This window comes from Paraburkholderia sp. SEWSISQ10-3 4, assembly GCF_030464785.1.
Classification (GTDB): domain Bacteria; phylum Pseudomonadota; class Gammaproteobacteria; order Burkholderiales; family Burkholderiaceae; genus Paraburkholderia; species Paraburkholderia aspalathi.
In genome coordinates this window covers 1-26,864 of the sequence record NZ_JALPRI010000008.1, presented here as the reverse complement: position 1 = coordinate 26,864, position 26,864 = coordinate 1, and the positions used below count along the sequence as shown (strand labels likewise).

24 protein-coding genes are annotated in these 26,864 nt (G+C 63.8%); 9 read left to right on the top strand and 15 right to left on the bottom strand.

The window, feature by feature from the left end; genetic code table 11:
• Window positions 1-224: 224 nt before the first annotated feature.
• From adk to lpxK, 4 genes are all read right to left on the bottom strand, one after another.
• Window positions 225-890: an adenylate kinase gene (adk, locus tag M0D68_RS17570; RefSeq protein ID WP_054034304.1), complete on the bottom strand. Its 666-nt coding sequence runs from the start codon at window positions 888-890 to the stop codon at window positions 225-227.
• 213 nt (window positions 891-1,103) lie between these two features.
• A complete protein-coding gene (gene kdsB / locus M0D68_RS17565) occupies window positions 1,104-1,904 on the bottom strand; it encodes a 3-deoxy-manno-octulosonate cytidylyltransferase (RefSeq protein WP_200618248.1) in 801 nt (266 codons plus the stop codon).
• 169 nt (window positions 1,905-2,073) lie between these two features.
• Entirely contained in the window at window positions 2,074-2,277 is a 204-nt protein-coding gene (locus M0D68_RS17560) for a Trm112 family protein (protein WP_006050060.1), read from the bottom strand.
• Window positions 2,258-3,274 carry a tetraacyldisaccharide 4'-kinase gene (lpxK, locus tag M0D68_RS17555; RefSeq protein ID WP_200618249.1) on the bottom strand — a complete coding sequence of 339 codons (1,017 nt, stop codon included), beginning with the start codon at window positions 3,272-3,274 and terminating at the stop codon, window positions 2,258-2,260. Before lpxK ends, M0D68_RS17560 begins: the two co-directional genes overlap by 20 nt.
• 576 nt (window positions 3,275-3,850) lie before the next feature.
• Here lpxK and xseA point away from each other — a divergent pair.
• Window positions 3,851-5,230: an exodeoxyribonuclease VII large subunit gene (xseA, locus tag M0D68_RS17550; RefSeq protein ID WP_200618250.1), complete on the top strand. Its 1,380-nt coding sequence runs from the start codon at window positions 3,851-3,853 to the stop codon at window positions 5,228-5,230.
• 220 nt (window positions 5,231-5,450) lie between these two features.
• Entirely contained in the window at window positions 5,451-6,029 is a 579-nt protein-coding gene (locus M0D68_RS17545) for a superoxide dismutase (protein ID WP_054034297.1), read from the top strand.
• 253 nt (window positions 6,030-6,282) lie between these two features.
• Here the strand turns inward: M0D68_RS17545 and M0D68_RS17540 are convergent, their stop codons facing one another.
• Window positions 6,283-6,420 (bottom strand): hypothetical protein, encoded by a 138-nt coding sequence (locus M0D68_RS17540; RefSeq protein WP_200618251.1) that lies wholly within the window; start codon window positions 6,418-6,420, stop codon window positions 6,283-6,285.
• 240 nt (window positions 6,421-6,660) lie between these two features.
• Here M0D68_RS17540 and M0D68_RS17535 point away from each other — a divergent pair, with 240 nt between their 5' ends.
• Window positions 6,661-9,129 carry a glycosyltransferase family 41 protein gene (locus M0D68_RS17535; RefSeq protein WP_266224866.1) on the top strand — a complete coding sequence of 823 codons (2,469 nt, stop codon included), beginning with the start codon at window positions 6,661-6,663 and terminating at the stop codon, window positions 9,127-9,129.
• 130 nt (window positions 9,130-9,259) lie between these two features.
• Here M0D68_RS17535 and M0D68_RS17530 read toward each other — a convergent pair whose 3' ends face one another.
• The gene (locus M0D68_RS17530; RefSeq protein ID WP_200618252.1) at window positions 9,260-9,538 is read right to left on the bottom strand and encodes a hypothetical protein; all 279 of its coding nucleotides are present in this window, start codon (window positions 9,536-9,538) and stop codon (window positions 9,260-9,262) included.
• A 253-nt stretch (window positions 9,539-9,791) separates the two neighbouring features.
• Here M0D68_RS17530 and M0D68_RS17525 point away from each other — a divergent pair, with 253 nt between their 5' ends.
• Both M0D68_RS17525 and M0D68_RS17520 read left to right on the top strand, forming a co-directional pair.
• Complete coding sequence (locus M0D68_RS17525; protein ID WP_200618253.1) at window positions 9,792-10,370, top strand: glycine zipper family protein; 579 nt, start codon at window positions 9,792-9,794, stop codon at window positions 10,368-10,370.
• 332 nt (window positions 10,371-10,702) lie between these two features.
• Window positions 10,703-12,406, top strand: a complete 1,704-nt coding sequence (locus tag M0D68_RS17520; protein WP_234486519.1) for a PQQ-binding-like beta-propeller repeat protein — start codon at window positions 10,703-10,705, stop codon at window positions 12,404-12,406.
• A gap of 143 nt (window positions 12,407-12,549) precedes the next feature.
• Here the strand turns inward: M0D68_RS17520 and M0D68_RS17515 are convergent, their stop codons facing one another.
• Both M0D68_RS17515 and clpP read right to left on the bottom strand, forming a co-directional pair.
• Window positions 12,550-13,983 (bottom strand): NYN domain-containing protein, encoded by a 1,434-nt coding sequence (locus M0D68_RS17515; RefSeq protein WP_200618255.1) that lies wholly within the window; start codon window positions 13,981-13,983, stop codon window positions 12,550-12,552.
• 155 nt (window positions 13,984-14,138) lie between these two features.
• Window positions 14,139-14,795 (bottom strand): ATP-dependent Clp endopeptidase proteolytic subunit ClpP, encoded by a 657-nt coding sequence (gene clpP, locus M0D68_RS17510; protein ID WP_200618256.1) that lies wholly within the window; start codon window positions 14,793-14,795, stop codon window positions 14,139-14,141.
• Window positions 14,796-14,996: 201 nt separating this feature from the next.
• On the opposite strand from clpP, the gene M0D68_RS17505 reads away from it, so the two are divergent.
• Window positions 14,997-15,971, top strand: coding sequence for a sigma-70 family RNA polymerase sigma factor (locus M0D68_RS17505; protein ID WP_200618257.1), 975 nt, complete (start codon window positions 14,997-14,999; stop codon window positions 15,969-15,971).
• Here the strand turns inward: M0D68_RS17505 and M0D68_RS17500 are convergent.
• The 3 genes from M0D68_RS17500 to M0D68_RS17490 all read right to left on the bottom strand — a co-directional run bounded on the left by M0D68_RS17500 (window position 15,927) and on the right by M0D68_RS17490 (window position 20,469).
• Window positions 15,927-17,201: an EAL domain-containing protein gene (locus tag M0D68_RS17500; protein WP_093635764.1), complete on the bottom strand. Its 1,275-nt coding sequence runs from the start codon at window positions 17,199-17,201 to the stop codon at window positions 15,927-15,929. The two genes, M0D68_RS17505 and M0D68_RS17500, sit on opposite strands and share 45 nt — an antisense overlap.
• A 283-nt stretch (window positions 17,202-17,484) precedes the next feature.
• A complete protein-coding gene (gene mdtD / locus M0D68_RS17495; protein WP_093635734.1) occupies window positions 17,485-18,945 on the bottom strand; it encodes a multidrug transporter subunit MdtD in 1,461 nt (486 codons plus the stop codon).
• Between the two features lie 105 nt (window positions 18,946-19,050).
• A complete protein-coding gene (locus tag M0D68_RS17490; protein WP_200617981.1) occupies window positions 19,051-20,469 on the bottom strand; it encodes a PLP-dependent aminotransferase family protein in 1,419 nt (472 codons plus the stop codon).
• Between the two features lie 190 nt (window positions 20,470-20,659).
• Between M0D68_RS17490 and M0D68_RS17485 the strand changes: the two genes are divergently transcribed.
• Window positions 20,660-20,965 (top strand): DUF2917 domain-containing protein, encoded by a 306-nt coding sequence (locus M0D68_RS17485; protein WP_200617983.1) that lies wholly within the window; start codon window positions 20,660-20,662, stop codon window positions 20,963-20,965.
• A gap of 94 nt (window positions 20,966-21,059) precedes the next feature.
• Here the strand turns inward: M0D68_RS17485 and M0D68_RS17480 are convergent, their stop codons facing one another.
• On the bottom strand, window positions 21,060-22,295 hold the full coding sequence (locus M0D68_RS17480; protein WP_200617985.1) for a citrate/2-methylcitrate synthase: 1,236 nt from the start codon (window positions 22,293-22,295) through the stop codon (window positions 21,060-21,062).
• Window positions 22,296-22,420: 125 nt separating this feature from the next.
• On the opposite strand from M0D68_RS17480, the gene M0D68_RS17475 reads away from it, so the two are divergent.
• Window positions 22,421-23,821, top strand: coding sequence for a CoA transferase (locus M0D68_RS17475; RefSeq protein WP_266224864.1), 1,401 nt, complete (start codon window positions 22,421-22,423; stop codon window positions 23,819-23,821).
• Window positions 23,822-23,857: 36 nt separating this feature from the next.
• Here the strand turns inward: M0D68_RS17475 and M0D68_RS17470 are convergent, their stop codons facing one another.
• The gene (locus M0D68_RS17470) at window positions 23,858-24,604 is read right to left on the bottom strand and encodes a GntR family transcriptional regulator (RefSeq protein WP_093635740.1); all 747 of its coding nucleotides are present in this window, start codon (window positions 24,602-24,604) and stop codon (window positions 23,858-23,860) included.
• A gap of 204 nt (window positions 24,605-24,808) precedes the next feature.
• Here M0D68_RS17470 and M0D68_RS17465 point away from each other — a divergent pair, with 204 nt between their 5' ends.
• Window positions 24,809-25,654: an aldo/keto reductase gene (locus M0D68_RS17465; RefSeq protein WP_200617993.1), complete on the top strand. Its 846-nt coding sequence runs from the start codon at window positions 24,809-24,811 to the stop codon at window positions 25,652-25,654.
• 80 nt (window positions 25,655-25,734) lie between these two features.
• Here the strand turns inward: M0D68_RS17465 and M0D68_RS17460 are convergent, their stop codons facing one another.
• Window positions 25,735-26,217 (bottom strand): hypothetical protein, encoded by a 483-nt coding sequence (locus tag M0D68_RS17460; protein WP_093635744.1) that lies wholly within the window; start codon window positions 26,215-26,217, stop codon window positions 25,735-25,737.
• A gap of 297 nt (window positions 26,218-26,514) precedes the next feature.
• Window positions 26,515-26,864 (bottom strand): hypothetical protein (locus M0D68_RS17455; RefSeq protein ID WP_266224863.1); only part of this gene is annotated, 350 nt, incomplete at its 5' end.

Here is a 26,864-nt window from a genome sequence, read left to right as displayed (position 1 = left end):
GGCTATGCTGCAATGCGGAAAGCGAAGCGGCGGGGGATGCCGGCCGGGTGGGGCCTCTGGCGGTCGAAAACCCGTAGTGCCGCTGAACTGCTACGGATGGCTAATCAATGCGAGGCATGGCGGACGGCGGAGACCCGAGAGGCGCGAACACCACGCCACGCCGCGGGCAATAAAAAACCCGCCGGAATGGGCGGGTTTTTCGAGCGACAACCGCAGATGCGCGATTACTTCAACGCATCGAACGCGCGGTTGCGAATTTCGTCGACCGAGCCGAGGCCCGAAATGCGGCGATATTGCGGTGCCGTCAGCGAGGTCGCCGGGTCGCCGTTTTGCGCCCAGTTGTTGTAGTACTCGATCAGCGGCTTGGTTTGCGCAACGTACACATCGAGGCGCTTCTTGACCGTTTCTTCCTTGTCGTCGTCGCGCTGGATCAGCGGTTCGCCTGTCACGTCGTCCACCCCTTCAACCTTCGGCGGGTTGAACTTGACGTGGTACGTACGGCCCGACGCGGCGTGCGAGCGGCGGCCGCTCATACGCACGATGATCTCTTCGAACGGCACGTCGATTTCCAGCACGTAGTCGATCGCGACGCCTGCCTGCTTCATGGCTTCCGCTTGCGGAATGGTGCGCGGAAAACCGTCGAACAGATAACCGTTCGCGCAATCCGGCTGCTGCAGGCGTTCCTTCACCAGATTGATGATCAGCTCGTCCGTGACCAGTTCGCCGGCATCCATGAAACGCTTGGCTTCAAGACCGAGCGGCGTGCCTGCCTTGACGGCGGCGCGCAGCATGTCACCGGTGGAAATTTGCGGAATGCCGAATTTTTCCTTGATGAAGTTTGCCTGAGTGCCCTTGCCCGCGCCGGGCGCACCCAAAAGGATCAAACGCATGTGATATCTCCAGATCTGTGTGAATTCTTTGGTGACGCTGCAGCCATCCGGCGATTCGTCGAGGGACCCGCATCGGCTTCCGTTTCGCGTCTCGCGCAGCACGTCGAACACGACGGCGCTGCAAGACCACAACGGTGCGACCGGGCAAACCCTGACTCTCGCGTTTAAAGGGAGGCGCGCACAACCGTCCGATTATGCCATGGGTTTTTCCGCTCAAGCCCCGAATAAAGCCTGTACGCGCGCGAGATCGGCGGGCGTGTCGACGCCGGGCAGCGGCGCATTCTGCGTGACGAGCACGGCGATGCGCTCACCATGCCACATCGCGCGCAGTTGTTCGAGCGCTTCGACCTGCTCGATCGGCGAGATCGCGAGACCCGGATACGAGCGCAGGAATCCGGCGCGATACGCGTACAGGCCGATATGCCGGTGGACGACTGCGGGCGCCGGCGGCGTGGGCATCGACGCCACGTCGGGCCAATGCGGCTGATACGCGTCGCGTGCCCACGGAATCGGCGCGCGCGAGAAATACAGCGCGACGCCGCGCGCATCGAGCACGACCTTGACGACGTTCGGATTGAAAATTTCCGCGGGGTCGGTGATTGGATGCCCGGCGGTGGCGATCGCGCAACCATGGCTCGAAGCCAGGTGCGACGCCACGCCGCACACGAGGGCTGGGTCGATCAGCGGCTCATCGCCCTGAACGTTCACCACGATCGTTTCGTCGCTCCAGCCGAACTGCGCCGCCACTTCCGCGAGGCGGTCGGTGCCCGACGGATGATCGGCGCGCGTCAGCACGGCTTCGAAACCGTGCTCGCGGGCGACATCCAGCACCGCTTGTGCGTCGGAGGCGATCAGCACCTGCTGCGCGCCCGATTCGCGTGCGCGTTCGGCGACCCGCACCACCATCGGCTTGCCGCCGATGTCGGCGAGCGGCTTGTTGGGCAGACGCGTCGAAGCGAGCCGGGCCGGCACGACGGCGATGAACGGGGGAGTGGTGGCGTTAGCGTTGGTCATCGGAAGGACGAGCGGCGATGAAACCGGAAGAAAGCGCTCGCAAGTGCAGGGCGGGCGCTGATGGGAAAGACGGACAACAAGACGGCAAATGCGGCGATTGCGGATCAGACACGCGCGGCGCGCTGAATGGTCTCGCGCCGCACCCGCCTCGCGTCGGGCAAAAGCTGATTCAGGCCACCGAGCCCGGATTCAGGTCGACCGGCGTGCCTTCCACGGTCTGGCGTGCTTCGTCGACCAGCATTACGGGAATGCCGTCGCGGATCGGGTAGGCAAGTTTGTCCGCGTTGCAGATCAGTTCCTGCGCAGAACGGTCGTAGCTGAGCGGGCCCTTGCAGATCGGGCAGACGAGAATTTCAAGCAGGCGAGCGTCCACGGACTTTCTCCACAACTAATGCAATGAGGCGATGATCGAGCGCGGCTTCGACAGGGACAACCCAGATGCGCGCGTCGTGCCAGGACCCTAATTTTACCGCATCCTTTTCAGTTATCAGGATGGCGTCCGCGTCGACGTCCGCAAAAGGATTGCGTTCGAACGCGTAGTGATCCGGCAAGGCGCGAGTGGCGGGCGTGAGGCCGGCCGCGCGTAGCGTCGCGAAAAAACGTTCCGGCGCGCCGATGCCGGCCGCGGCCAGCACGCGCTCGCCGCTGAATTGCGCGAGCGGGCGGCGCAGAGCGGGATTGTCGAGATGCCAGGCGTCGGCGGGCGCAAGTTGCAGCGCGAACGTGTTCGGCCATGGGGGCAGCGTGCGGGCATATGGGTCGTTGATCAGCGTCGCATCGCGATGGCGCGACAGCGGCTCGCGCAGCGGACCGGCCGGCAGCAGAAAACCATTGCCGCCGAGCCGGTGATCGAAGACCACCAGTTCGGCATCGCGTTCGAGGCGGTAGTGCTGCAAGCCGTCGTCGCTGACGATCACATCGACTTCGCGATGCGCGGCGCACAGCGCCTGCGCGGCGGCGACGCGATCCGGGCAGACCCACACCGGCGCGCCGGTGCGGCGCGCGATCAGCAGCGGCTCGTCACCGCCGACGCTTGCCGCCGACGTCGCGAGAACCGCCGTCGGTCCCTTGACGCGCGCGCCATAGCCACGCGAGACCACGCCGGGCTTAAAGCCGGCGGCGCGCAAGGCTTCGACCAGGGCGATGACGGTTGGCGTTTTGCCGGTGCCGCCGACGGTAACGTTGCCGACCACCACCACCGGCACGCCGATGCGCACGGATTTCAGCCAGCCGAACGAGAAAGCGGCGCGGCGCGCGGCGGCAATCGCGCCGAACACGCACGCGAAGGGCGTCAGCGCCCACGCAAGCGGTCCGCGCTGCTGCCACTCGCGCGCGAGGCGTGCTTCGAGACGGTCGCTCAGTCCGCTCATCGGCAAGCCGCAAGAGCAGGCGAAAGGGGCCGGGACGGCGGCATGGAAGCGCCAGGCGCAATACGCGGTGCAAGCATCAACGCGGTTCTCCGGACAATCGAAAAGTGAAGCGAAAAGGTCAGACAGTGGCTATATCCGATGCGCTCGCGCGGTGTGCCCGCAGTGTGCAGTCTATGGGCTGTAATGGCGAGCGCGGCGGACTTTCAACATGCTGTCGAACCCGCCACTCTAGCGCGCGCACGTCCCGCCCGGCAAGTCACGCACCTCGCGCCGCGCGGCAAGTGGCGGTTCCGGACGATGCCCACAGCCTGTGGATAACTTTGTGGAGAACCTGCCAGTCAACAGGCTGAGAGGGCCGCGCCGAGCGCTCCGTATCGGCAATCGTTCTCTTTAACGAGATGCAAAATCCATATAAATCAATGACATGCTTCCAATTCACGCGACCTGGCGGGCGATCTGGCGGCATTCGTCTAACGGCTCCCGACATGTGGACACTTTTAACAATTCGTCTGCTGTGCTGGACGCCGATGGCCACTCGGTCTATCGTCTGTCCGGCCAGTCACCGATATTCCTCGCATGAATCCCGAAAGCCCTTTTGCCTCGTCGGCTACGCCCGGCGGTGAAGTTGTCGTCCCTGTTTCCGCGCTCAATCGTGCCATCGGCACGATGCTCGAACGCTCGTTTCCGCTCGTCTGGGTGTCCGGGGAAGTGTCGAACTTCACGCGTGCCGCGAGCGGCCATTGGTATTTCTCGATCAAGGACGCGCAAGCGCAGATGCGCTGCGTGATGTTCCGCGGTCGTGCGCAATACGCCGAGTTCACGCCGCGCGAAGGCGATCGCATCGAAGTACGAGCGCTGGTGACCATGTACGAGCCGCGCGGCGAGCTGCAACTGAATGTGGAAGCGGTGCGCCGCACGGGGCAGGGGCGTCTTTACGAAGCCTTTCTCAAGCTGAAGGCGCAACTCGAAGCTGAGGGGCTCTTTGCCGCCGAACGCAAACGCGCCTTGCCGGCCCATCCGCGGGCGATCGGTATCGTGACGTCGTTACAGGCCGCCGCATTGTGTGACGTCCTGACCACCTTGTCGCGCCGCGCCCCGCATATTCCGGTGATCGTCTATCCGGCGCCGGTGCAGGGCGTGGGCGCCAGCGCCAAAGTAGCTGCGATGGTCGATGCGGCCAGCGCGCGGCGCGAAGTCGATGTGCTGATCGTGTGCCGCGGCGGCGGCTCGATTGAAGACCTGTGGGCGTTCAACGAAGAAGTGCTGGCGCGCGCGATCGCCGAAAGCGCGATCCCGGTGGTGAGCGGCGTGGGTCACGAAACCGATTTCACGATCGCCGACTTCGCCGCCGACGTGCGCGCACCGACGCCCACCGGCGCCGCCGAACTCGTCAGCCCGCAGCGCGTGCTGTTGCTGCGCGAGCTCGATCATCGGCATGCGACGCTCGCACGTGGCTTCGGCCGCATGATGGAGCGGCGCGCCCAACAACTCGACTGGCTCGCACGCCGGCTCGTGTCACCGGCCGAGCGGCTTGCGCGGCAGCGCACGCATTTGCAGCAATTGAGCTTGCGGCTGGCATCGGCGGGCGCGCGTCCCGTGCGCGACGCCCGAGCGCGGTTTTCTCTGCTGCAGATGCGCTGGCAGCGCTGGCGCCCGGATCTCGCCGCGCATCAGGCAAAGCTCGGCATGCTCTCGCAGCGCCTGGACGCAGCATTGTTACGCCAGCATGAACGTCAGTCCGCGCGTATTGACACGCTGGCCGCCCGGCTCGAAGTACTGAGCCCGCAGCGCACACTGGAGCGTGGTTATGCTGCCGTGCTCGACGCGCAGAGCGGCCGCGCGGTGCGTGCGCCGTCGTCACTGAAGCCGGGGCGGCGCCTTACGGTACACCTCGCGGAAGGGGCGGCGGACATCGCCCTCGCCGACGTGCAACCGCGCCTGACCGACGGTTTCTGACACTTCGCCGATGGCGCGCCAAAGCGCATTTTTGACCGTCGCCGAGACCGGGCACACGCCGTGCGAAGGCACTAATTACGCTATGTGTGCGGCATGTTCGCCGATGCCGGACATAAAGTCCGTTGGTTTGCGGGGTTATTCCAACTCGCCTACAATCGAGTGCTCTAAAGCCTTATCCGCAGACTCCCCCCACAACAGATACAGACACAAGGAAAGCACCATGGAACATACGCTCCCGCCGCTGCCGTTTGCAAAAAACGCACTCGTTCCGAACATGTCGGAAGAGACGCTCGAGTATCACTACGGCAAGCACCACCAGACCTATGTGACCAACCTGAACAATCTGATCAAGGGCACGGAGTTCGAGAACCTGTCGCTCGAAGAGATCGTCAAGAAGGCATCGGGCGGCATCTTTAACAACGCCGCTCAGGTGTGGAACCACACGTTCTTCTGGAACAGCCTGTCGCCGCAAGGTGGCGGTGCACCGACCGGCGCACTGGCTGACGCGATCAACGCCAAGTGGGGTTCGTTCGAGAAGTTCAAGGAAGAATTCGCCAAGACCGCAGTCGGCACGTTCGGCTCGGGTTGGGCATGGCTGGTGAAGAAGGCTGACGGTTCGCTCGACCTGGTGTCGACGAGCAACGCAGCTACGCCGCTGACCACGGATGCGAAGGCACTGCTGACGATCGACGTGTGGGAACACGCGTACTACATCGACTACCGCAATGCGCGTCCGAAGTTCGTTGAAGCGTACTGGAACATCGTCAACTGGGCATTCGCGTCGAAGAACTTCGCGTAAGTTTGCCGGTTGCAGCGTGACAGGATAGTTCGGATGTCCAATCAAATTGGAGATCCGAACAGATCGCTGCAATGATATCTGGAAACGGTAGTAAAACAGAAAGCCCTCCTTCGTGAGGGCTTTCTGCTTTTTGGTTCTTCAGGTTTGCCGTCCGTCGCATTTGCGCGTCAAATCTTTCGCCGTTCCTATCCATTGTTACTTACGGGTTACTGAATATTTCTTGCGGACGGCAAGCTTCGTCAGCGTTCCGCATTCAGGATGCGGTCTTGCCGAAAGCTCCTGGTCTTGCCATCGAAAGACTCGTCATCGTCTTCTCCATCAGCTGAACTGAGCGTGCGCCGCCATGGCTACGCGCCGCGCGCTTGCCACGCTCGCTTACAGTTTTGAACATTGAAAGCTTCCGTGAAGTTTCGCTCCCCGGCTGGAAGCGGTGTGACTGCATCGCCACATGTTTCTTGTGGTGAGCAATGGTAAACCTCGGTAAGGACTCGCTCGCTATCGTTCGCTGATGTTCGTTCCCCTTCGCGCGGCCTGTGGTTCGCCTCGCGCGACGGCATCACAAGGATGTGATGCGGACAGCGGTCCGGGTCGAAGTGACATCGGTGAAACAGCAGTCCTCCGGCGGGGCACGATGGAAATCACTCAGATTCTGGATCTCGCGACGGCACATCATCTCGCGGGTGAGTTCGGCCATGCCCGCGAGTTGTACGAACGTACGCTCGCGATCAACCCCGACGACGCGAACGTGATGTTCCGCCTCGGTGTGCTCGACATGCAAGGTGGCGCGTACGAGGCCGCACTTGCGTGGCTCGATGCGGCGCTGACTCGCGCACCGGAAAACGCGCGATATCACTTCGTTCGAGGACAAGTGTTTGCCGCCGCGCAACGATTTACCGGCGCGATCGACGCCTATCTGCAAGCACTGTCTTTCGAAGCCGGCTCCACCGACGTGCTATTCGCCCTGGCGGCGGCGCTGCAAGCAGTCGGCGAATACGCTGCTGCAATAGAGATCCATGCGTCGCTGCTGGCGCTTGAACCAGGGCACGTCGACGCGCTCAATAACCTCGGCAACTGCCACCGGCAACAGGGCGACCTGCATGCCGCGGAAGCCGCATACCGCCGCGCGATCGCAGCGCAACCCGAAGACGCCAACGCACTCACGAATCTCGGCACACTCCTCGAGGCGCAAGGCCGTCTGGACGAAGCCGTGATGCAACTCGAGGCAGCGGTGCGCGTGGCACCCGACTCGCCCTGCAGCCTGGTGAATCTCGGCGTCGCGCTTCACCGGCGCGGCGAGTTCGTACGATCCGCTGCGTTGCTGACGCACGCGCTCGAGTTAGACCCCGTCTTCCCCGAAGCAGCGTACAACCTGGCCAATGCGCTGCATGCGCTCGGCAGGCGGAGCGAGGCGGTCAGCCACTATCAGCGGGCGATCGGGCAAGCGCCGGCACACGCCGATGCCTACAACAACCTGGGTATCGTCCTGCAAGAGTCGGGCTCGCACGAGGACGCCGCGCAAGCGTTTAGCACGGCGATCCGCCTGCGCCCGGGTTTCGTTGCCGCGCTCAACAATGCGGCGACCCTGATGCGTACGCTCGGCCGCATCGCCGAGGCGGAATCTCATTTGCGCGAAGCGCTCAGCGTGGACCCGCATCATTCGGTCACGCACAACAATCTCGGCAACGTGCTGAAGGACCAGGGTCGCCTCGACGACGGCATCGATTGCTATCGTCGGGCGCTCACGTGCGATCCCTACAATGTCGTCGCGCACAGCAATCTGGTCTACGCATTGAGCTTCCAGGCCGAGCATCCTCAGCCGCTACTGGACGAAAGCCGTCGATGGTCGGCGCGGCACGAGGCACCGTATCGCGGCACCCACGAGCCGCATCCGAACGATGCGACGCCGTCCCGCCGCTTGCGCATCGGCTACGTGTCGCCGGACTTCCGCGATCATTGCCAGACGCTGTTCACGCTTCCGCTTCTCTCGCATCACGATCACGAACAGTTCGAAGTCTTCTGTTACGCGAGCGTCACCCGGCCGGACGATCTGACGCAGCGCGTAGCCTCTTATGCCGATGCTTGGCGCGACGTACGCGCACTCAACGACGAGCAGCTCGCACAGATGATCCGCGACGACCGGATCGACATTCTCATCGACCTGACCATGCACATGGCGGATGGCCGTCCGCTGCTGTTTGCACGCAAACCCGCACCGGTGCAGATCGCCTGGCTCGCCTATCCGGGCACGACCGGCATCGATGCGATCGACTACCGGTTCACCGACCCGTGGCTCGACCCGGTCGGCAGCGATGCCTGGTATAGCGAAGTTTCCATCCGTCTGCGGGACTCTTTCTGGTGCTATGACGCGTTGACGGATACGCCTGAGGTCAATGCGTTGCCTGCGCTATCGAACGGCTATCCGACGTTCGGTTGCCTGAACAACCCGTGCAAGCTGAGCGATGCGACGTTCAGGCTGTGGGGCGACGTGATGCGCGAGGTGAAGGACGCGAGGCTGCTACTGATGGCCCCGAACGGCGCGGCCCGCGCGCTTCTGCTTGAACGAATGGGACACCATGGGATCACCGAGGAGCGGGTCTCTTTTACATCGTTTCGCCCGCGCGCGGACTATCTGCGGACGTATCACCAGATCGACGTCGGGCTCGATACGTTTCCGTATAACGGCCATACGACGAGCCTCGACTCATACTGGATGGGAGTGCCGGTCGTCACTCGGGTCGGCAGCACGTCAGTGGGGCGTGCCGGACTGAGCCAACTGGAGAACCTGGGTCTGCGCGACCTCGCCGCGGAAAGCGACGCACAGTTTGTCGAGACCGCCGTCCAGCTGGTACGCGATCTGCCGCGCCTGAGCGAGATGCGTGGCAGCCTGCGGGCACGGCTCGCGGCATCGCCGTTGATGGACGGCGCGCGCTTTGCGCGCCATGTCGAGGCCGCTTACCGCCACGTCTGGGGAACGTGGTGCAGGCAGGGGCAACGGAGCACGCCGGCGAGGCGCGACAGCGCTACAGCTGGAGGTATGACGATGCCAGGTGAAGCCTTCGGAGGGCGCGCAACGCGTGTTTCTCCGGCAGTTACGAGGTAACGGGGAGAGATAGTCGTCGGGTTGGCACCTGCGAGGCCGGTCGGGAGTGCAAGCTTTGTCACAGATAGTAACTGCGGCGAGGTCAGGTGGACCCTTGTTCCGCGCCGATTCAGACCCTGCGGGCGTCCGATCAAGGCTGCGTCGACGCACCCCCGGCCGTATCTGAATCCGCCGACATCTGCCGATGCCGATGACCGCGTCCGCCGCCGCTGGGCGACGCCGAACTCGCAGGCGCGGGAGGTGGCGGCGGGTGATTGATGTACTGAAAATTCTGCGCGATCGAGGCGCTGGGAAAGGTCGTTGTCGACGGTTCGATCGCGCTGCTCGGCAATGTCGTGTTCGACTGCGCGAAAACGGGCGATATGCAGGCGGCAGAAGCCACCGCCGCCAGAAAAACAAGCCGGTTCATCGAGTCATCCTCTGGTTCATTGCCCACTATTACCGCAAGCCAGTTTAGGCTGCGCGCTGCGAAAACAGATTGCGGCTTCGCTTACAAGCATTACCCGATATGACGTGGCTGCGCGGGCCTTTCAGGCTGTGAGACCAAGCGGCGCGAACGCGCGCGAGAATGTAAGCGAAAAACTTTCTGTAACGATCTCGTAACCAAGCGCGATACCGATTGGCATAACGTTTGAATTCCAATGTCATTGAAGCGCACGAACATGATCTCCAGCACCAAGTCGATTAGCCTCGCCATACCGGCCGCCGCCGTTGCGCTCGCGCTCGGCGGTTGCGCGGTCATGCCGCCGAGCGGCCCAAGCGTGGTCGCGCTGCCGCGCAGCGGCGAGCCGCTCGGGCAGTTCCAGCAAGACGACTATGCATGCCGCGACTATGCGAACCGTTCGACGGACCCGAATGCGGCCGCCCAGGCGGCGACCACCAACAGCGTGAACAGCGCCGCGCTGGGCACGCTTGGCGGCGCGGCGGTCGGCGCACTGATCGGTGCGGCGGCGGGCAATGCGGGCGCGGGCGCGGCGATCGGCGCGGGCAGCGGCTTGCTGATCGGCGGCGCGAACGGCGCGAATGGCGCGCAGTATTCCGCGGCGGGCCTACAAGCGCGCTACGACGCCTCCTACGCGCAGTGCATGACCTCGAAGGGCAACACGATCTCGCAGCCGCCGCAACCCGCCTACTACGCGCCGCAGCCGGCCTATTACGCACCTCAGCCGTACTACTATGCTCCGCCGCCGCGGTATGTCGCGCCGCCTCCGGTGATGTACGCACCTTACCCGTATTACTGAAACTGAGGTCGATCGGAAACCTCGCTTCGCCGAAACACATCGTTTGCGCAAGGGGCAGGCAAGCTTGTTGCTGTAAAGCTTTTGTCATCTCTGGCGGAAAGACACGAAACGATGGCGGCAGGCCGCCCGGCAAAGGGCGTACGTTTGGATAGAGGGCCAGGGACGCCGGTTGTCTGACGGTTCCGCACAGCCCGCACACTCCACTCCATCCCTGCCGGCCCCCGCCGTTTCTGACTCCGCCGTTCGACGCAGCCCGACGCACGGAGTGAGCCGGACATCGTGCAAACGAGGCGACCATGCAGCGACCGCAAACCGGCACGTTCAATCCGAGAATGTGGTCCCGCGTGTGCGAGCGGCTGGCGATTGCACTCGTCGCCGGCTGCTTCCTTTCTTGCGGCGGCGGCTCGGGTGGCTCATCGGGTACGGGTTCAGGTTCGTCAGCCGGCAGCGGCACCACCGGCAGCGGTTCGACGACCGGCAGTGGCGGCACCGGCTCGACCAGTTCGGGTGGCACGTCGATGGGCACGACAGCCTTCGCCACCGACGTGCTGATGCATCACAACGATCTCGCCCGCACGGGCCAGATGCTCGCCGAGACCACGCTGACGCTCGCGAACGTCAATTCAACGAGCTTCGGCAAAGTCGCGTTTCTCTCCGCGGACGGCAAGGTCGATGCACAGCCGCTGTTCGTCACGAGTCTGCCGATTAGCGGCACCGCTCACGACGTGGTCTACGTCGCCACCGAACACGATAGCGTATACGCGTACGACGCCACCACCTTCGCGCAATTGTGGAAGGTCTCGTTGGTCGGCAGCGGCGAGACACCCAGTGACGATCACGGTTGCCAGGACATCACGCCGGAAATCGGCATTACGTCGACGCCGGTGATCGATCGCAATCGCGGCGCGAATGGCGTGCTGTATGCCGTGGCGATGACCAAGGACGGCAGCGGTGGGTACCATCATCGGCTGCATGCGCTCGATCTGACCACGGGGGCAGAAGTGCTCGGCGGCCCGACGGAGATTGCGGCGAGCTTCCCCGGCAGCGGCGCGGGGAGCGTCAATGGCACCATCACCTTCAATCCATCGCTGCATACCGTGCGCGCGGCGCTCACGCTGGTCGGCGGCAACGTCTATATGGGCTGGACCGCGCACTGCATGTCAGGCGCTTACACCGGCTGGTTGATGGCCTATAGCACCGACACGTTGAAGCAGACCAGCGTGTTCGACGTCGCGCCGAACGGTAGCCAGGGATCGATCTGGATGGCCGGCTCAGGCATGGCCTCGGACGGCACCTCGATTTACGTCGTCGACGGCAACGGCACGTTCGGCACCACGCTGAATGCGCAGGGCTTTCCGGTTGACGGCGACTTCGGAAACTCGCTGATGAAGCTGTCCTTAGGAAACCTGCAGGTCACCGATTACTTCGCCATGAGTAACGTCGTGGCCGAGGCAAATGCCGACAACGATTTCGGTTCGGGCGGCGTGATGCTGTTGCCGGATCAGACGACCGCGGGCGGCGTTGTCAAACACCTGGCGGTGGCGGCGGGCAAGGACAATCTGATCTACGTGGTCGATCGCGATTCGATGGGTAAATTCAGTCCCACGGCGAACAATAACTGGCAGGTGCTGACCGGCACGCTCGCGGGCGGCATCTGGGGCTCGCCGGCTTATTACAACGGTGTGGTCTATTACGGCGGCTGGAACGATAACCTCAAGGCGCTGCCGATCTCCGGTGCATTTCTCGCGACCACCGCATCGTCAAAGAGTCCAACCACGTTTGCCTATCCCGGCGCGACACCGGCCGTGTCGGCCAATGGCTCGAGCAACGGCATCGTCTGGGTGGCGGAAAACGGCACGACGGGCGCCCTGCATGCGTACAACGCAAGTAACCTCGCGAGCGAGCTGTACAACAGCAATCAGGCCGGCACGCGCGATCAATGGGGCGCGGGCAACAAGTTCATCACGCCGATGATCGCGCGCGGCAAAGTGTTTGTGGGCACGACGAATGGGGTGGCGGTGTTTGGTTTGTTGTAGGTGTTGCGAACTGGAAATGGAAAAGCCCCTGCTCGTTGCGAGCAGGGGCTTTTTGTTTGCGACGGAGTTTGCGTTGTTGCGGCATTCACATTGCTATCGGTGTACCGGAGGAAATCCGGTGCACGTCACGCAAAGTGAGACGCTTATTCCGCCTCGCTCGTTGCCGCTGCCTTACGCGGACGGCGACTGCGTGGGGTGGTTTTGCGCGCTGCCTTTTTGGCGGCCGCGGGCGCCTTTTCTTCGGTAACAGACGCTGCCGGCGCTTCAGCAGGCGCCGCGATCTCCGGGACCTCATCGATCTTTCGCGGTGTTGCCTTCTTCGTTTTCTTCGCGGCTGTCTTGCGCGGTGCGCGTTCCTTGCGGCGCTTAGGTTGGGCGGTGCCCGCTTCCGGTGTTTCTTCTGCGGCTACTGCGACCGGTTCAGTTGCAAAGGCCTCCGGTTGTGCCCAGGTGGCTTCCGGCTGTTCGAAAACGGATTCACTGGCCGACGGCGCGTGCGTGTGTCCCGTGTCAGTTTGAGCCTGTGCATGACGGCTGTGGTCAACCGCCACACGCTCTTCCTGCGCGCTTTCCTGCTGGCCACGGCCGGGCTTGCGATTGCCACGGCCTCGGCGGCGCGACTCGTGCTTGCCGCCCGACTCGGAGACCACGGTTTCGGCAACCTGTGCTTCAACGATCATCTGCTCTGCCGACTCATTTGCTTCGGCTGGCTCGTTCACGTTTTCGGCGCCCGCATTTCCAGCCGCGCCCCGATAAACGTACGCGCCTGACTTCTCATCGCGGCCGAATTCGAGCAGCCCGCGCGCATGCGCTTCTTCCAGCAGATTGCCGAATGCGCGAAAGCCGTAGTACGTCTCGTTGAAATCCGGCTTGCGGCGCTTGATCGCGTTCTTCAGTACCGATGCCCAGATTTTGCCGCTATCGCCACGTTCGGACGCGAGCGCGTCGAACGTCTGCACGGCGATCTCCACCGCTTTGGTGCGACGTTTTTCGAGGTCTTCCTTGCTGCGTGACTTTTCTTCGTCGGGCGTACGTTTGGCTGTCTGCTGCGCGGCCTGTTGCGGGCGCGACGACTCGCGCTTGGCGACCGTGCGCTGACTTTCGCGCACGAGGTCGTCGTAAAAGAAGAATTCGTCGCAGTTCGCGATCAGCAGATCAGAGGTGGATTGCTGCACGCCGACACCGATCACCTGCTTGTTGTTCTCGCGCAGCTTCGACACTAACGGCGAAAAGTCCGAGTCGCCGCTGATGATGACGAAGGTGTTGACGTGCGATTTCGTGTAGCAGAGGTCGAGCGCGTCGACCACGAGCCGGATGTCGGCGGAATTCTTGCCCGATTGGCGCACGTGCGGAATCTCGATCAACTCGAAATTGGCCTCGTGCATCGCGCCTTTGAAACTCTTGTAGCGGTCCCAGTCGCAATACGCTTTCTTCACGACAATGCTGCCCTTGAGCAGCAGACGTTCGAGCACCAGCTTGATGTCGAACTTGTCGTACTTCGCGTCGCGCACGCCGAGCGCAACGTTTTCGAAGTCGCAGAATAGCGCCATGCTGACGGTTTCGTTGGATGACGCCATGAATATCTCCATTGAAGCGATCGTCGAATTCGACGAATCGCGACCATGATAGCGATTCCAGCGGAGGTGATCAGCTTTTGTGTTTCAGGCGCACCGATAGGAACGGCAAAAACCGTCCGGGGCGAGGACGTTTCTGGCGGTGCGGCCGTGCCGCGCTACATGTCACGGTGACGAGCCGAGTCGCCTGGATTGCCGAGCGCCGCGCGTGTTTCCAGCACCTCGTCGACGAGGCCGTAATCCTTCGCGCCTTGAGCCGACATGAAGTTGTCACGGTCGGTGTCGCGCACGATCTCCTCGATGCTGCGCCCGGTGCGCTCGGCCATCATCGCGTTGAGACGTTCGCGCAGGTAGAGCACCTCTTTCGCCTGGATCTCGACGTCGGCAGCGGTGCCCTGGCTGCCGCCCGACGGCTGGTGAATCATGATGCGCGCGTTCGGCAGCGCGTACCGCTTGCCGCGCTGGCCGGCGGTCAGCAAAAACGTGCCCATGCTGGCGGCAAAGCCGGTGCACAAGGTCGACACCTCGGGCTTGATGAATTGCATCGTGTCATAGATGGCGAGGCCGTCATATACCGAGCCGCCAGGCGAATTGATGTAAAAAGAAATATCCTTGTCGGGATTCTCGGATTCCAGAAACAGCAATTGAGCGACGATCACACTGGCTGACTGTTCGTTCACCGGACCGACCAGAAAGACGATGCGCTCGCGCAGCAGACGCGAATAGATGTCATAGGCGCGCTCGCCGCGGCCGGACTGTTCGATCACGGTGGGCACGAGGCCGAGGCCGGTGATGGACGGATAGCTGGAATGCATGTTTGCCTCGTTTCAGGTGGCGCGTTGCCGGTGGCCGGGAGCGGTGGCCGATTCGAACAACCACGCCCCCGTTGCGTTGGTTGTTGCCTGTATGACGTGAGGAAGGGCGGCGGCGTGACAGGAATATTTTTTCGGTGGGCTGTCACATCGGCGGGAGTCCGGGCGTCAAGGTAAAAAGGATGTAGATCAGGAGGTTCAGGCATGACGGAACAAGGAATCGACAAGGCATCCAGCTTCGAGGCCGTGCGTGCCCGCCTGCTAGCGCTGGCGTACCGCATGCTCGGCAGCCGCGCCGAAGCGGAAGACGTGGTGCAGGACGTCTGGCTCAAGTGGCATCTCGCCGATACGCAAGAGGTGCAGACACCGGCCGCCTGGCTCACCACGATCACCACGCGCGCGGCGATCGACCGGCTGCGTCACGTGCAGCGCGAACGCGCGTCACAGGCTGCCGGCTGGCTGCCGGAGCCCTGGCTCGACGAGGTGGCGCCGTCGGCGGAGGAATTGGCCTTGCGTGCAGCGGAGATGTCGTACGGCGTGATGCTTCTGCTCGAGCGTCTGAAGCCGGATGAGCGGGCGGCATTCGTGCTGCACGAAGCGTTCGATTGCGACTACGCGGAGATTGCGAAAATCCTCGACCGTACGCCGGCCAGTTGCCGGCAGATTGTCCATCGGGCCAAGGCGCGGTTGCAGCGTGCGGGCGCGCCGCTGGAACGACCGGATCCCGCCGCGCATGCACGGATCGTGGAACGCTTGCGCACCGCGCTGGAGGCGCAGGATCGGGCGGCCTTGTTACGCCTCTTTAGCGATGCGCCGGAAGTCGTCAGCGACGCGCCGGTGTGCACGCAGGAACTGGGGCCAGTGGCCTGGATGGAGACGGTGACAGCGCTCGCGCATCAGGCGAGCCATGCAGAGGTGGTGTCGGTCGAAGGCGCAATGTGTATTGCGTTGCTCTTCGAAGGCGAGGTTGTGGGGGTGATCGACGTGTCCACGCTAAATCAGGCGGACGGCTCGACGAAGATCGTCGCGTTGCGCGCCGTCACCAGCGCGGCGCGGTTGCAGGCGGCCAACCGCTTGCTGGGCCGCGCGGCTGTCATGAAGCTCCTCGCGCGGATCCAGCGGAACGCCCTTGCGTCAATTACGATGCGCAGCGACTTCCCAGTTGATGTCAACGCATAGCACCTGGGTGCCGTGCGGCGTATGCGCGGCGATCGAGGCCGTTACGCACAGGTGTGCTTCGTTGATCGAGAGGTAGGGCGGCGTGAGGTGCACCTGGCCTGGCACGCGCATGGCCTGAATGAAGTACGGCCGGCGTTCCCAGCTCGCGCCTTCCGAATGCAGCAATGGCCGGAAGCGCTTGGCGCGTTGCGAAGCGCGTCCCGCCGGCAGCACGTTGTCGCCGATCTGCCGGCCCGAACCGTCGAGCACAAAACAGCGTGCCGTTTCGCCGAGCGTGAGCAGCGTCGCGGTCGCCTGGGTTACCGATTCCCCGGCCACGAGTTGGGCAGCCGCCGTTTCCAGCGCCGTGACATAGGGTGCGAGCCGTGCTGACTGTGCGCGTTCGCGTGTGGCAACCCGTTCGCGTAGTGCCGCGGAGAGCGAGTCCATCAGGCCGGCCGCCGCTTGCGGTTTGACCGGCTCGACGCTCGGGCCCGCGAAGTACGCGCCCTGCACGAAGTCGACGTTGCATTCGAGTGCGATCAGCGCATCGCGCTCGGTGCTCAGGCCGCCCATCAGCACCAGTTGGCCGGATTCGTGTAGCAGCGAAACGAGGCCCGGCAGCACGCGTTCGATATGCGAGTGTTCGCTCGCTTGCGCGAGAATGCAGCGGTCGAGCGTGACGATGTCCGGACGCAGATTCCACACGCGGTCGATGTTCGAATGTTTGGCGCCAAAGCCGTCCAGCGCGATCAGGAAGCCGGACTTGCGCAGCGCGTCGATGATTTCGGCGAAGCGCGTGGTTTCACCGCCGGCCTGTTCGGATACTTCCAGCACCACCCGCTGCGGCGGCAAGCCCAGCGCCTTGAGGCCGGCGAGCAGTGCGTCGCCGTAACTGGTGTCCATCAGTGCGGCCGGGTGCAGGCTCAGAAAAAGCCATTCGTCGTGGCTGTCGAATGCGTTGAAGTTGCCCAGATGCAGCGATTCGGCGAGCCGCCCGAGTTCCAGCAGGTCGCCGCGCCGTGCCGCCTGCGTGAAAACCTCGTGTGACGGCACCTGCAGCGCATGTTCGTCGTGTGCGCGCAGCGAAGCGTGATAACCGATCGCACGCCGGTGCGACACCGAAAAAACCGGCTGGAACACGCTGAAAACCGTGTAGCCGCCGTACAGAACGGTGCGCCGGGAGCCTTCGTCGCCCGCCATCGGGCGCGGCGGCTGGAAGCCGGGAGGATCGAGTTCGATCATGCTCATCATGTCAGTCGTGTGGAAGTGGCGGCGCGCTTCTCATGCTCGGCACGAGTGGGCACGCGCAAAAATGTGAGTTTACAGGATAGGCGAGCAAGAACTATGCGCGTGCGGAAACACTCTGCGCGCGCCCGCTTGCCGCTGTCAGTACGGCGATTGTGCGCTAGCGCGGGCGCGAACGCGATGATTCGCACTTCGGTGGTGCGGCCCGCGCCCCTTTGCGGGTCGGCGACGGGGCGCGGCGGGTAGCGGCGGTTAGGGGCAACGCCACCGCAGCCTGGCGCAAAACTCAGGTCCGTTCCGAAGGATCGGTCTTTTTCGCGGGCGTGCGGATGTCCGGCGACAGTTGCGCGAAGATCCACGACGAGCCGGCGGTGATGATGCCGACACACAGGAACGTCGCATGGAAAGCGGGCAGTGAGTTGGCGGCCGTCACGCGCGGCAGGAGGCCGGTGAAGGTCGCGAGCAACGCGCCGGCAACGGTCACGCCGAGACTCATCGACAGCATCTGCACGAGCGAGAACAGGCTGTTGCCGCTGCTCGCGCCGCCGGTGCCGAGATCCTTGAGCGTCAGTGTGTTCATCGCGGTGAACTGCATCGAGTTGACCGCGCCGAAGAATGCCAGTTGCACGAGCCGCAGCCACAGCGGCTGGCTGGCTGAAGTGAGCGCGAAGCTTGCCATGGTCAGGCCCACCAGCACCGTATTGACGATCAGCACGCGCCGGTAGCTGTATTTGACAATCAGTGTGGTGACGAGGCGCTTGGCCGCCATGCCCGCAGCCGCCACCGGCAGCATCATCATGCCGGCTTCGAAGGCGCTATAGCCGAGACTCACCTGCAGGAGCAGAGGAATCAGATAAGGCATCGCGCCGCTGCCGATCCGCGCGAACAGATTGCCGAGCAACCCGACGCTGAAGGTGTGGATCTTGAACAGGTCGAGCGGGAAGATCGGTGCGGGCTCGCGTACGGCGTGCAAACCGTAGGCGACAAAGCAGGCGAGGCTCAGGATTAGCAGCACCAGCACGGTGGCGTGCTGGATGCCAAACTCCGTGCGGCCGTCGAGCGCGAATGAGATCGCCACCATGCCGAAAATCAGCAGCAGATAGCCCTTCAGGTCGAACTTGCCGGTGTGCTCGTTGCGGCTATCCGGCATGAAGATGAAGGTGGCGATGCAACCCACGATCCCCACTGGCACGTTGATCAGAAAGATCCAGTGCCACGAAGCGATTTTCACGAGCCAGCCGCCGAGCGTCGGTCCGATCAGCGGTCCGATCAGTCCTGGAATCGCCACGAACGACAAAGCCGGCAAATAGCGCTCGGCCGGGAAGGTACGCAGCACCGCGAGCCGTCCGACCGGCAGCAGCATTGCGCCGCCCACGCCTTGCACGATGCGGTAGATCACCAGTTGATTCAGGGTATGCGCATTGGCGCACAGCAGCGAGCCGACTGCGAACACGAGGATCGCGCTGAAGAACACGCGCCGCGTGCCGAGTTTGTCGGCGAGCCAGCCGGACACCGGGATCATCACCGCCATTGTCAGCGAGTACGCGATCACCACCGATTGCATGCGCAACGGCAACTCGCCGAGGCTTGTCGCCATCGCGGGGAGCGCGGTGTTGACGATCGTGGAGTCGAGCGTCTGCATGAAGAAGCCGGTGGCGACGAGCCACAGCATCACGGTGAGCGAGCGGGCCGACGGGCCTGAAGTGGCGGCGGGGGCTGAGGCGGGCAGGGTCGGCGGCGTGGACATGGAAGGCGGCTAGGCGCGCAGGGACGGGCTGGGACTCGCTATTCTAGGGAAAAGCGTGGCCCGGCGCAGCGGATATGCGCTCAGCGCGAAGACAAGATGATGAGGTCAGTCCGAGGGAGGCAACGCCACAGCAGCACGGAAAAATGCCTGGGCGCGCGGGTCATTGCCGAACGCGGCGTGAATCCTGGTCCACGGGCTCATTTCCATGTTCGGCCGGAAATAGCTGCCAGGCGCCACGGTCACGCCGAGCGGTGCGCCGCATGCCACCAGCCGTTCGGCGTTACCGACGTGCGGCACGCGCGCCCACACGAACTTGCCGCCGACAGGCTTTTCGAACAGCTCCCAGCCGGCGTCTTCGAGTGTTTGAATGGTTGAGCCGAGCGCGTCGCGCATGCGGCGGCGTAGCCGTTCCAGATACTTGCGGTACGCGCCGCGCTCCAGCAACGTAGCGGCGACCGCTTCGGCAAAGCGTGAACCGCCGATGCTCGTCAGCATCTTGATGTCGACGAGATCCTTGATGATCGCGTGGCTCGCCACCACGCAGCCGATCCGCAACGACGACGATAGCGTCTTCGACAAACCGCCCACGTAGATCACGTGTTCGAGCTGGTCGAGGGTGGCGAGACGATCGGTGACGTCGGACTGGAAGTCGGCGTAGATGTCGTCTTCAATGATCGTGAAACCGTGTTCGCGCGCCAGTTGTAGCAGCCGGAATGCCACCGGCGGCGCGACTGTGGTGCCGGTCGGATTGTGGAATACCGTGTTGATAAACATCAGCTTCGGCCGATTCATCTGCAACTGCGCCTGCAGCACATCGAGATCGGGGCCGTTGCGAGTACGCGGAATGCCGATCAGCTTCACGCCGTGCAGCTTCAGCAGACCGTTCAGGTTGTAGTAGCCGGGGTCCTCCACGAATATCGTGTCCCCGGCTTTGAGCATGTAGCGCATCAGCAGATCGAGCGCCTGGCTCGCGCCATTGGTGATCAGAATCTGCGAGGCGTCCGCCTGAATCCCCAATTGAGCGATACGGCCTTGCAGATGTTCACGCAAGGTCAGATTGCCGAGCGGGAGCGCGTAATCGACCATGCTCGCGCTATCGGTGCGCGACACGTGGCGGATCGCTTGCGCGAGGCTCTCCGTGTCGCGCCACGCATCAGGGATGAAGCCGCTGCCAAGCTTGAGCGTCTCACTCTGGTAGTTGAACTGCTGGAGGATGTGCCCCGATTCGTCCTCGGCGCGGCGCGGGTCCGAGGTGCCCTGGCATTGCGCGCTTGGCGGCTGGCGGTCGGCGACATAGAAGCCCGAGCCGTGCCGCGAGTCGACGTAGCCGAGCGACACCAGCCGGTCGTAAGCCTCGATCACGGGAAACCGGCTCACGCCGTAGTCGGCGGCGAACTGGCGGATCGACGGCAGCTTGGAGCCGGGGTGAGCGGTGCGCGAACGAATCCAGGCGGTGACGCCCGTGACGATCTGTTCGGTGAGTGGTACGCCGGTTTCCCGATTGAGTTGGATTTCGAGTTTCATACGGTGCTTTTCCTTCGCCGAGCCTTCGGTGCGGCGTGCGCTGCACGCGCCTATGAAGCGCGATTGCCGTCAACTGTCCGTTTTTTCGACTGAACAGTTCCGATGAAAGTGTTCGGAACTGTGCATGGGTATCTGATGATCGCACGTCAATAATCAATACAACAGGAAAGTTCTTTGAAGGAGAACAGCGATGCGTGAAGTCCGGATTTTCGAAATGGAACATGACGAGCCTGCGGCGGCCTGGCGTGTCGCGCGTCCGTCGGTCTTCAAGGTGATCTCGGGTGAGATCTGGTTGACTGTCGAAGGCGAAAACGGCGATCACTGGCTGGCAACGGGGCAATCGATCGAGTTGCCACGCGGTGCGCTGGCGTGGGCCAGCGCAGGGCGGGCCGGTGCGCGTTTCGCGCTGGCTAGCGGGTCGGAGCGTGCTGTAACGCGGCCGTTGAGCGGTTCGCCGATGTTGAACTGGTTGCCGCGCTGGTTCGGTGTGGCGTGACGGAGTGAGGTGGCTGCGGCAATTGCACAGCCGCTGCAACCATTGCGGCTGATGCGGGCACGGAGGATGTGCACCGCGTCTGCTGCGCGGCCGGTCAAGGCCGCGCCTCAATCTCCCCGATATAGCGCGCGCGTGGCCGGATCAACCGGCCGTCGCGCGTTTGCTCCATTGCGTGAGCAATCCAGCCGACCACCCTGCCGACCGCGAACAGCGTGAACGCGGCGCCGGCCGGCAGGCCGAGCACCCGTTCGATGGCCACGAGCGCGAAGTCGACGGTCGGCTCCGCGCCGGTCGTGTCACGCACCGTGCGCGCGATCGCCTGCACTTCGCCTAGCGGCGAACGGCCCGGTGCGCAGTCAGCGAGCATCTCGAGCAGCAGACGCGCGCGCGGATCGCCGTCCGGATAAAGTGGATGACCGAAGCCCGACAGTACCGGCCCATGCGTGCCGTGCTCATGGCGGGCGAGCCGGTTCGCCAGATAGCGGTCGAGATCGGGTGCGCGTGACGCTTCATCGAGCAGCGCGGCGATCCGCACCGTTTCGCCACCATGTCGCGGGCCGGCCAATGCGGCCAGACCGCCGGCCACGGCGCCGAACATATGTGTTCCCGTCGACGTGATGCAGCGAACCGTGAAAGTCGAAGCATTCAGTTCATGATCCGCGCAGGCCACCAACGCCGCGCGCAGCAGCCCCGCCTGCTGACGGTTGCGTATGTTCCACGCCGACGCCAATTGCTTGTGCAGCGGTTCGTTCGACGGCGCCGCCGAGACCATCGCGGCGGCCAGCAAGCGCATGACCGCGCAGGCGGTATCGAGTTGCGCGTCGCGGCCGAGCGCCCATACCCGCGGCATTTGCGCGGCGGCGGCCGGCAGCAGCACGAGCGCGCGGTCGAGCGGCGTGCTGTCGCTCCAGAGCTTGAGCCACGCGGCCCACTGCGCGGCGGCGAAGGGGACGGCCGGTGCATCGGCGATACGCCTCGCACTGCATTCCCACAACAACGCCGCGATATCCTCGAGGGATGCCGTGCGCGCCAGTTCCATGGCGTCGTGCCCGCGATACAGCAGGCGGCCGTCGGCCACCAGCGTGATCGACGATTCGAGCACCGGCACGCCCCAATCCAACACCTTTTGCGCGACCTTGCCGGCGCGCTTGCCGTCTTCCTTGCGCCGGGCGAGCCGCCGCACTTCGCCGGCGTCGTAGAGCCGGTGCTTGCCTTGCGCATCCGGCGATGAGCTCAGCATGCCGCGGCTGACATACGCATACAGCGTAGGCAGGCTGATGCCGAGCGTGGCGGCGGCTTCGGCGGCGGTGAGGGAATTGGTGGGCGGCATGGAAACGCGTAGAAACCGAAGAAATCAATATATATTGATTATCATAATCAAGATTGATTGCAGCAAGGCGAAATTCTAGACTCGATTCACTTTCTTCCTGTCCCAACTCGAACGAGATGAACGACATGAGCACCACGACGCCTGAACTCGCACTCAAACATATCTGGATGACCGCGCAATGCGACCCGACTGCGCTGCACTCTGTCTCGCTTCCCGGCGCCGATCCAGGCTTGCCGTCGGTCTATCGGGTCGGCGCGTTGGCGCAGGCGACCATCGCCGCGAGCGGCCTTGCAGCTGCCGAATACCATCGCTTGCGCACGGGGCGCCGGCAACACGTCACCGTAGAGATGCGGCGCGCGCTGGCCTCGTTTCGCAGCGAGCGCTATCTGCGTATCGACGACGGTCCGCCCCCCGCTTTGCGCGATCCAGTGATGGGTTTCTACGCGACGCGCGACGGCCGCTGGATTCAACTGCACACAAACTTTCCACATCATCTTGAAGGCGTGCTGAAGGTGCTCGGCTGCGCGAACGATCGCGCGGCGGTGGCCGAGGCGATTCGCGGCTGGGATGGCGCAACGCTTGATCAGACGCTCGCCGACGCCGGTTTGTGCGCGGCATTGATTCGCACGCCCGACGAGTGGGCTGCGCTCGATCAGGCGAAAGCGATTTCGGGGCTGCCCTTGTTCGAGATCGAGCGCATTGGCGATGCGCCGGTCGAGCCGCCGCGCGAGGCAGGCGCGGAGCGGCCGCTGGCGGGCGTGCGGGTGCTGGATTTGTCGCGCATCATTGCCGGGCCGGTGGCGGGACGCGCGCTCGCGCAGCATGGCGCCGAGGTCTTGATGGTCAACGGTCCGCACTTGCCGAACATTGCGCCGCTGGTAATCGACAACGGGCGTGGCAAGCGCTCGGCTGTGATCGATTTGCGCGATGCAACTGGCCAGGAAACGTTAAATGGCCTCGTTAGCGACGCCGACGTGTTTTTGCAGGCGTATCGGCCAGGGGCGCTCACGGCGCGCGGGTTCGGTCCCGAGGAACTGGCGCGAGTGCGGCCGGGGATCGTCTATGTCTCGGTTTGCGCTTATGGGCACACGGGACCTTGGGCCGGGCGGCGCGGCTTCGATAGTCTGGTGCAGTCCGCGAGTGGGATTGCTTTTACCGAGCGCGAGGCGGCGGGATGGGATGAGCCGAAGCATCTGCCTTGTCAGGCGTTGGATCATGCGACGGGATATCTGGCTGCGTTCGGCGCAATGGCCGCATTGGCGCGGCGAGCCACCGAAGGCGGAAGCTGGCACGTGAGGGTGTCGCTCGCGCAGACCGGACGGTGGTTGCAATCCTTCGGATTGCTTCCCGACGGCTGGAAGGCGCCCGACGTTTCGATCGACGATGTGCGGGATTGTCTGGGAAGCGTGCAGTCGGAGTTCGGGCGGGTGCTGGGCGTTCTGCCGGCTGAGCGTCTTGAGGAGACGCCTGCGCGCTTTGATTTGCCGCCGGCACGGATAGGGGCGCATGAGGCGAAATGGGCCTGACGGTGTTGTGATTGCCCCGAAGGACAAACGCCGTACTTACTTCCTCAACTCCGCCACGAAATCATAGTAATCGTTGCGGCAGTAGGTATCGGTCAGCTCGATCGCCCGCTGATCCGCCGTGTACCCGACGCGCGTGATCAGCAACAGCGCCTCGTTAGGGGCAATGCTCATCTGCTGCGCGATCTCGTCGTTCGCGTTCACCGCGCGAAAATGCTGCAGCGCGCGCACAATCGTCAGTCCGCGATTTTCCAGGTACGTGTACAACGAATCGCCAATTGCCTGAGGATCGGGAATCACCGCGGCAGGGAAGGTGGAATTCTCCACCGCCATCACGATGCCGTCCGCGAGACGCAAACGGCGCAGCCGGGTTACGGCTGCCGCCGGCGACAAGCCCAGTTGAATCACCTCATCGCGGTTAGCGGGCGAAATTTCTCGCGACAACCACTTCGAACTCGGCGTAAAACCGCGTCGCCGAAGCATTTCGCTGAAACTCGACAGACGCGATAGCGGATCTTCATAGCGTGGCGTGATGAAGCTGCCCGCGCCTTGAGTGCGGCGGATCAATCCCTGTTCGACCAGCAGGGCAATGGCTTTGCGCGAGGTGATCCGCGATACGCCGAGCGCTTCGGACAGCACGCGCTCAGAGGGCAGCGCCTCGCCCGCGTTCCAACGGTTTTCGTGAATCGCGCTGCCGAGCTTGCGAGCGAGTTGCAGATACAGCGGCGTGTCGTTTTCCGGGTCCGGGCGCAGGTCGCGCCAGCGGTCTTCCGAGGCAGAGGTCATGGGGCTCACGCAAGAAGGGCAAGCGGCAATTCTAAGACATCGGCGCGCTCCGTTATAGCGGGCTTTTGCCTGGTGCCCGATCCGATGCTCATGCAACCGCTAAACTCGTCCCTGTGATTTGCGTATCATGCGCCGCGGATTCGCCTGCGCCGCCGCATCGACATGAACGCGTTGCCCTATGTTTAGCCACTTCGAGGAGAAAGCATGACGACCGATATCGCAAGCGTGAGCCTGCCCGACGGCGAGCGTATTCCGAAACTGGGGCAGGGCACCTGGGAGATGGGTGAACAGCCGGCGCGGCGTGCCTCGGAACTCGCCGCGCTGCGCTGCGGCATCGAATTGGGCATGACGCTGATCGACACGGCGGAAATGTACGGCGACGGCGCCACGGAATCGCTTCTCGGCGAAGCGCTGGCGGGGCTGCGCGATCAGGTCTTTCTCGTCAGCAAGGTGTATCCGCATAACGCCAGCCGGCGCGGCGTGATCGCGGCCTGCGAGCAGAGCCTCAAGCGCCTGAAAACCGATCGGCTCGATCTGTATCTGCTGCACTGGCGCGGCTCGGTGCCGCTTGCGGAAACCGTCCAGGCATTCGAGGCATTACGCAGCGCGGGCAAGATTCGCCACTGGGGCGTCAGCAACTTCGATACCGACGATATGGAAGAGCTCGTCGCCACGCCGGGCGGCGAGGCGTGCGCGACCAATCAGATTCTCTACAACGTGGCGCGCCGTGGGCCGGAATTCGACCTGTTGCCGTGGCTTGCCGCGCGCAACATGCCGGGGATGGCATACAGTCCGGTCGATCATGCGCGCCTGCCGAAACGCTCGCCGCTCGACGATATTGCCGACGCACGCGGCGTCTCGGTGTTTCAGGTGGCGCTTGCGTGGGTCTTGCAAAAGCCCGGCGTGTTCGCGATTCCGAAAGCGGGCCGCGTCGAGCATGTGCGCGACAACTATCGGGCGTCGCAATTGCAACTCGACGCGCACGAACTCGCTGCCATCGACACTTACTTCAAACCGCCGCGCAGCAAGCGGCCACTCGAAATGCTGTGAGTGCAGTAGCGGCCGTCAGCGAACTGCAGCCGGCCATGGAGCCGGCGCTTATGGCGCTGCGGCTCGCTGCACGGGCGTCATCAATTGCAACTGTGGTGCATGTGCACGGAACCCAGAACGGCGACTTCAGCGGGCGTGTGCTTGAGCGAGTCTTCGTTGACCTGGGCGGCATCGGCAATGAATTCGTCGACGATCGACGACACCTGCGTATTGCGCAGACACAGCGACACACGCTGCGTTTCGTTGGGCGGCAGCGACGCGCGCTGACCGAGGAACAGCACGCCGTACTGATAGCCGTGGATGATGCCGCGGATCGCGCCGACGCATTGACCTTGCGCGACGTTATCGTTTTTTAGCTTGCAGGTTTGCGCGAGCGAATAGGCGGAGAAGGTGGGATCGACCGGCGGGGCGGCTTGCGACAGGGTTTGCGGCTGTGGCTGAGTCGACGTAGCCGGTGTTTGCGCCGAAGTTTGCGCATTAGCGAGCGATGCGAGGCCCAGAGCGGCGACCATCAGCAGGCCGGTGGCCGTGCGCGCCATGGTGTGGGGGACGTTTCGTTGCATGTTGTGGTGCCCTCATATCGAACGTTGAATCTGATATGAGGCAATCGCTTCGGTTTGGTTCCGGTCACGCGCGACACGATCGATTGTTTTAGTTTTAAACGTGTGCAAGAGCAGGAACTGCCTGTCAGCGTTTCGAGGCCTTGCGTGCTGTTTTGCCGGGCCGCCTGCGGGTGTTGCCAACATCGACCGGCTTCGGGCGGTGACGCTCGACCGGGGGATCGAGACATCACCGCCGCTGCCGGGGGACTGCGAACGGCATACGCATGTCGTTAGCGACGGGTAGGGCGCGGGGGCCCCCTACCCGGGAAACAGGCGACTGTCAGTGCCCGTTTCCTCCGCCATTGCCACCATTGCCGCCGCCACCCTTGCCTCCGTGACCGCCGCCGGAGCCTCCGCCAAAGCCGCCGCCGAACCCGCCACCGAAGCCTCCGCCAAAACCACCACCGGGGCCGCCTTTACCACCGCCGAACCCGCCGCCGGGGCCGCCACCGCAACCGCAGCCGCCGCTCCCGCTGCTGCCGCCACTGCTTCCGCCACCGCCGCTGCTGCCACCGCCGCTGCTGCCACCGCCGCTGCTGCCACCGCCGCTGCTGCCACCGCCGCTGCTGCCACCGCCGCTGCTGCCACCGCCGCTGCTGCCACCGCCG

Excerpts from the sequence above, each read along its gene's own strand:
- M0D68_RS17515 (WP_200618255.1), bottom strand. The coding sequence starts at position 13,983 with ATGGCGTCATCCAACGAAACCGTCAGCATGGCGCTATTCTGCGACTTC.
- M0D68_RS17540 (WP_200618251.1), bottom strand. The coding sequence starts at position 6,420 with ATGTTCAAAACTGTAAGCGAGCGTGGCAAGCGCGCGGCGCGTAGCCAT.
- M0D68_RS17545 (WP_054034297.1), top strand. The coding sequence starts at position 5,451 with ATGGAACATACGCTCCCGCCGCTGCCGTTTGCAAAAAACGCACTCGTT.
- adk (WP_054034304.1), bottom strand. The coding sequence starts at position 890 with ATGCGTTTGATCCTTTTGGGTGCGCCCGGCGCGGGCAAGGGCACTCAG.
- xseA (WP_200618250.1), top strand. The coding sequence starts at position 3,851 with ATGAATCCCGAAAGCCCTTTTGCCTCGTCGGCTACGCCCGGCGGTGAA.
- M0D68_RS17485 (WP_200617983.1), top strand. The coding sequence starts at position 20,660 with ATGCGTGAAGTCCGGATTTTCGAAATGGAACATGACGAGCCTGCGGCG.
- kdsB (WP_200618248.1), bottom strand. The coding sequence starts at position 1,904 with ATGACCAACGCTAACGCCACCACTCCCCCGTTCATCGCCGTCGTGCCG.
- clpP (WP_200618256.1), bottom strand. The coding sequence starts at position 14,795 with ATGCATTCCAGCTATCCGTCCATCACCGGCCTCGGCCTCGTGCCCACC.
- M0D68_RS17460 (WP_093635744.1), bottom strand. The coding sequence starts at position 26,217 with ATGCAACGAAACGTCCCCCACACCATGGCGCGCACGGCCACCGGCCTG.
- M0D68_RS17475 (WP_266224864.1), top strand. The coding sequence starts at position 22,421 with ATGAGCACCACGACGCCTGAACTCGCACTCAAACATATCTGGATGACC.
- M0D68_RS17530 (WP_200618252.1), bottom strand. The coding sequence starts at position 9,538 with ATGAACCGGCTTGTTTTTCTGGCGGCGGTGGCTTCTGCCGCCTGCATA.
- M0D68_RS17490 (WP_200617981.1), bottom strand. The coding sequence starts at position 20,469 with ATGAAACTCGAAATCCAACTCAATCGGGAAACCGGCGTACCACTCACC.
- lpxK (WP_200618249.1), bottom strand. The coding sequence starts at position 3,274 with ATGAGCGGACTGAGCGACCGTCTCGAAGCACGCCTCGCGCGCGAGTGG.
- M0D68_RS17525 (WP_200618253.1), top strand. The coding sequence starts at position 9,792 with ATGATCTCCAGCACCAAGTCGATTAGCCTCGCCATACCGGCCGCCGCC.
- M0D68_RS17480 (WP_200617985.1), bottom strand. The coding sequence starts at position 22,295 with ATGCCGCCCACCAATTCCCTCACCGCCGCCGAAGCCGCCGCCACGCTC.
- mdtD (WP_093635734.1), bottom strand. The coding sequence starts at position 18,945 with ATGTCCACGCCGCCGACCCTGCCCGCCTCAGCCCCCGCCGCCACTTCA.
- M0D68_RS17500 (WP_093635764.1), bottom strand. The coding sequence starts at position 17,201 with ATGAGCATGATCGAACTCGATCCTCCCGGCTTCCAGCCGCCGCGCCCG.
- M0D68_RS17505 (WP_200618257.1), top strand. The coding sequence starts at position 14,997 with ATGACGGAACAAGGAATCGACAAGGCATCCAGCTTCGAGGCCGTGCGT.
- M0D68_RS17520 (WP_234486519.1), top strand. The coding sequence starts at position 10,703 with ATGTGGTCCCGCGTGTGCGAGCGGCTGGCGATTGCACTCGTCGCCGGC.
- M0D68_RS17465 (WP_200617993.1), top strand. The coding sequence starts at position 24,809 with ATGACGACCGATATCGCAAGCGTGAGCCTGCCCGACGGCGAGCGTATT.
- M0D68_RS17535 (WP_266224866.1), top strand. The coding sequence starts at position 6,661 with ATGGAAATCACTCAGATTCTGGATCTCGCGACGGCACATCATCTCGCG.
- M0D68_RS17470 (WP_093635740.1), bottom strand. The coding sequence starts at position 24,604 with ATGACCTCTGCCTCGGAAGACCGCTGGCGCGACCTGCGCCCGGACCCG.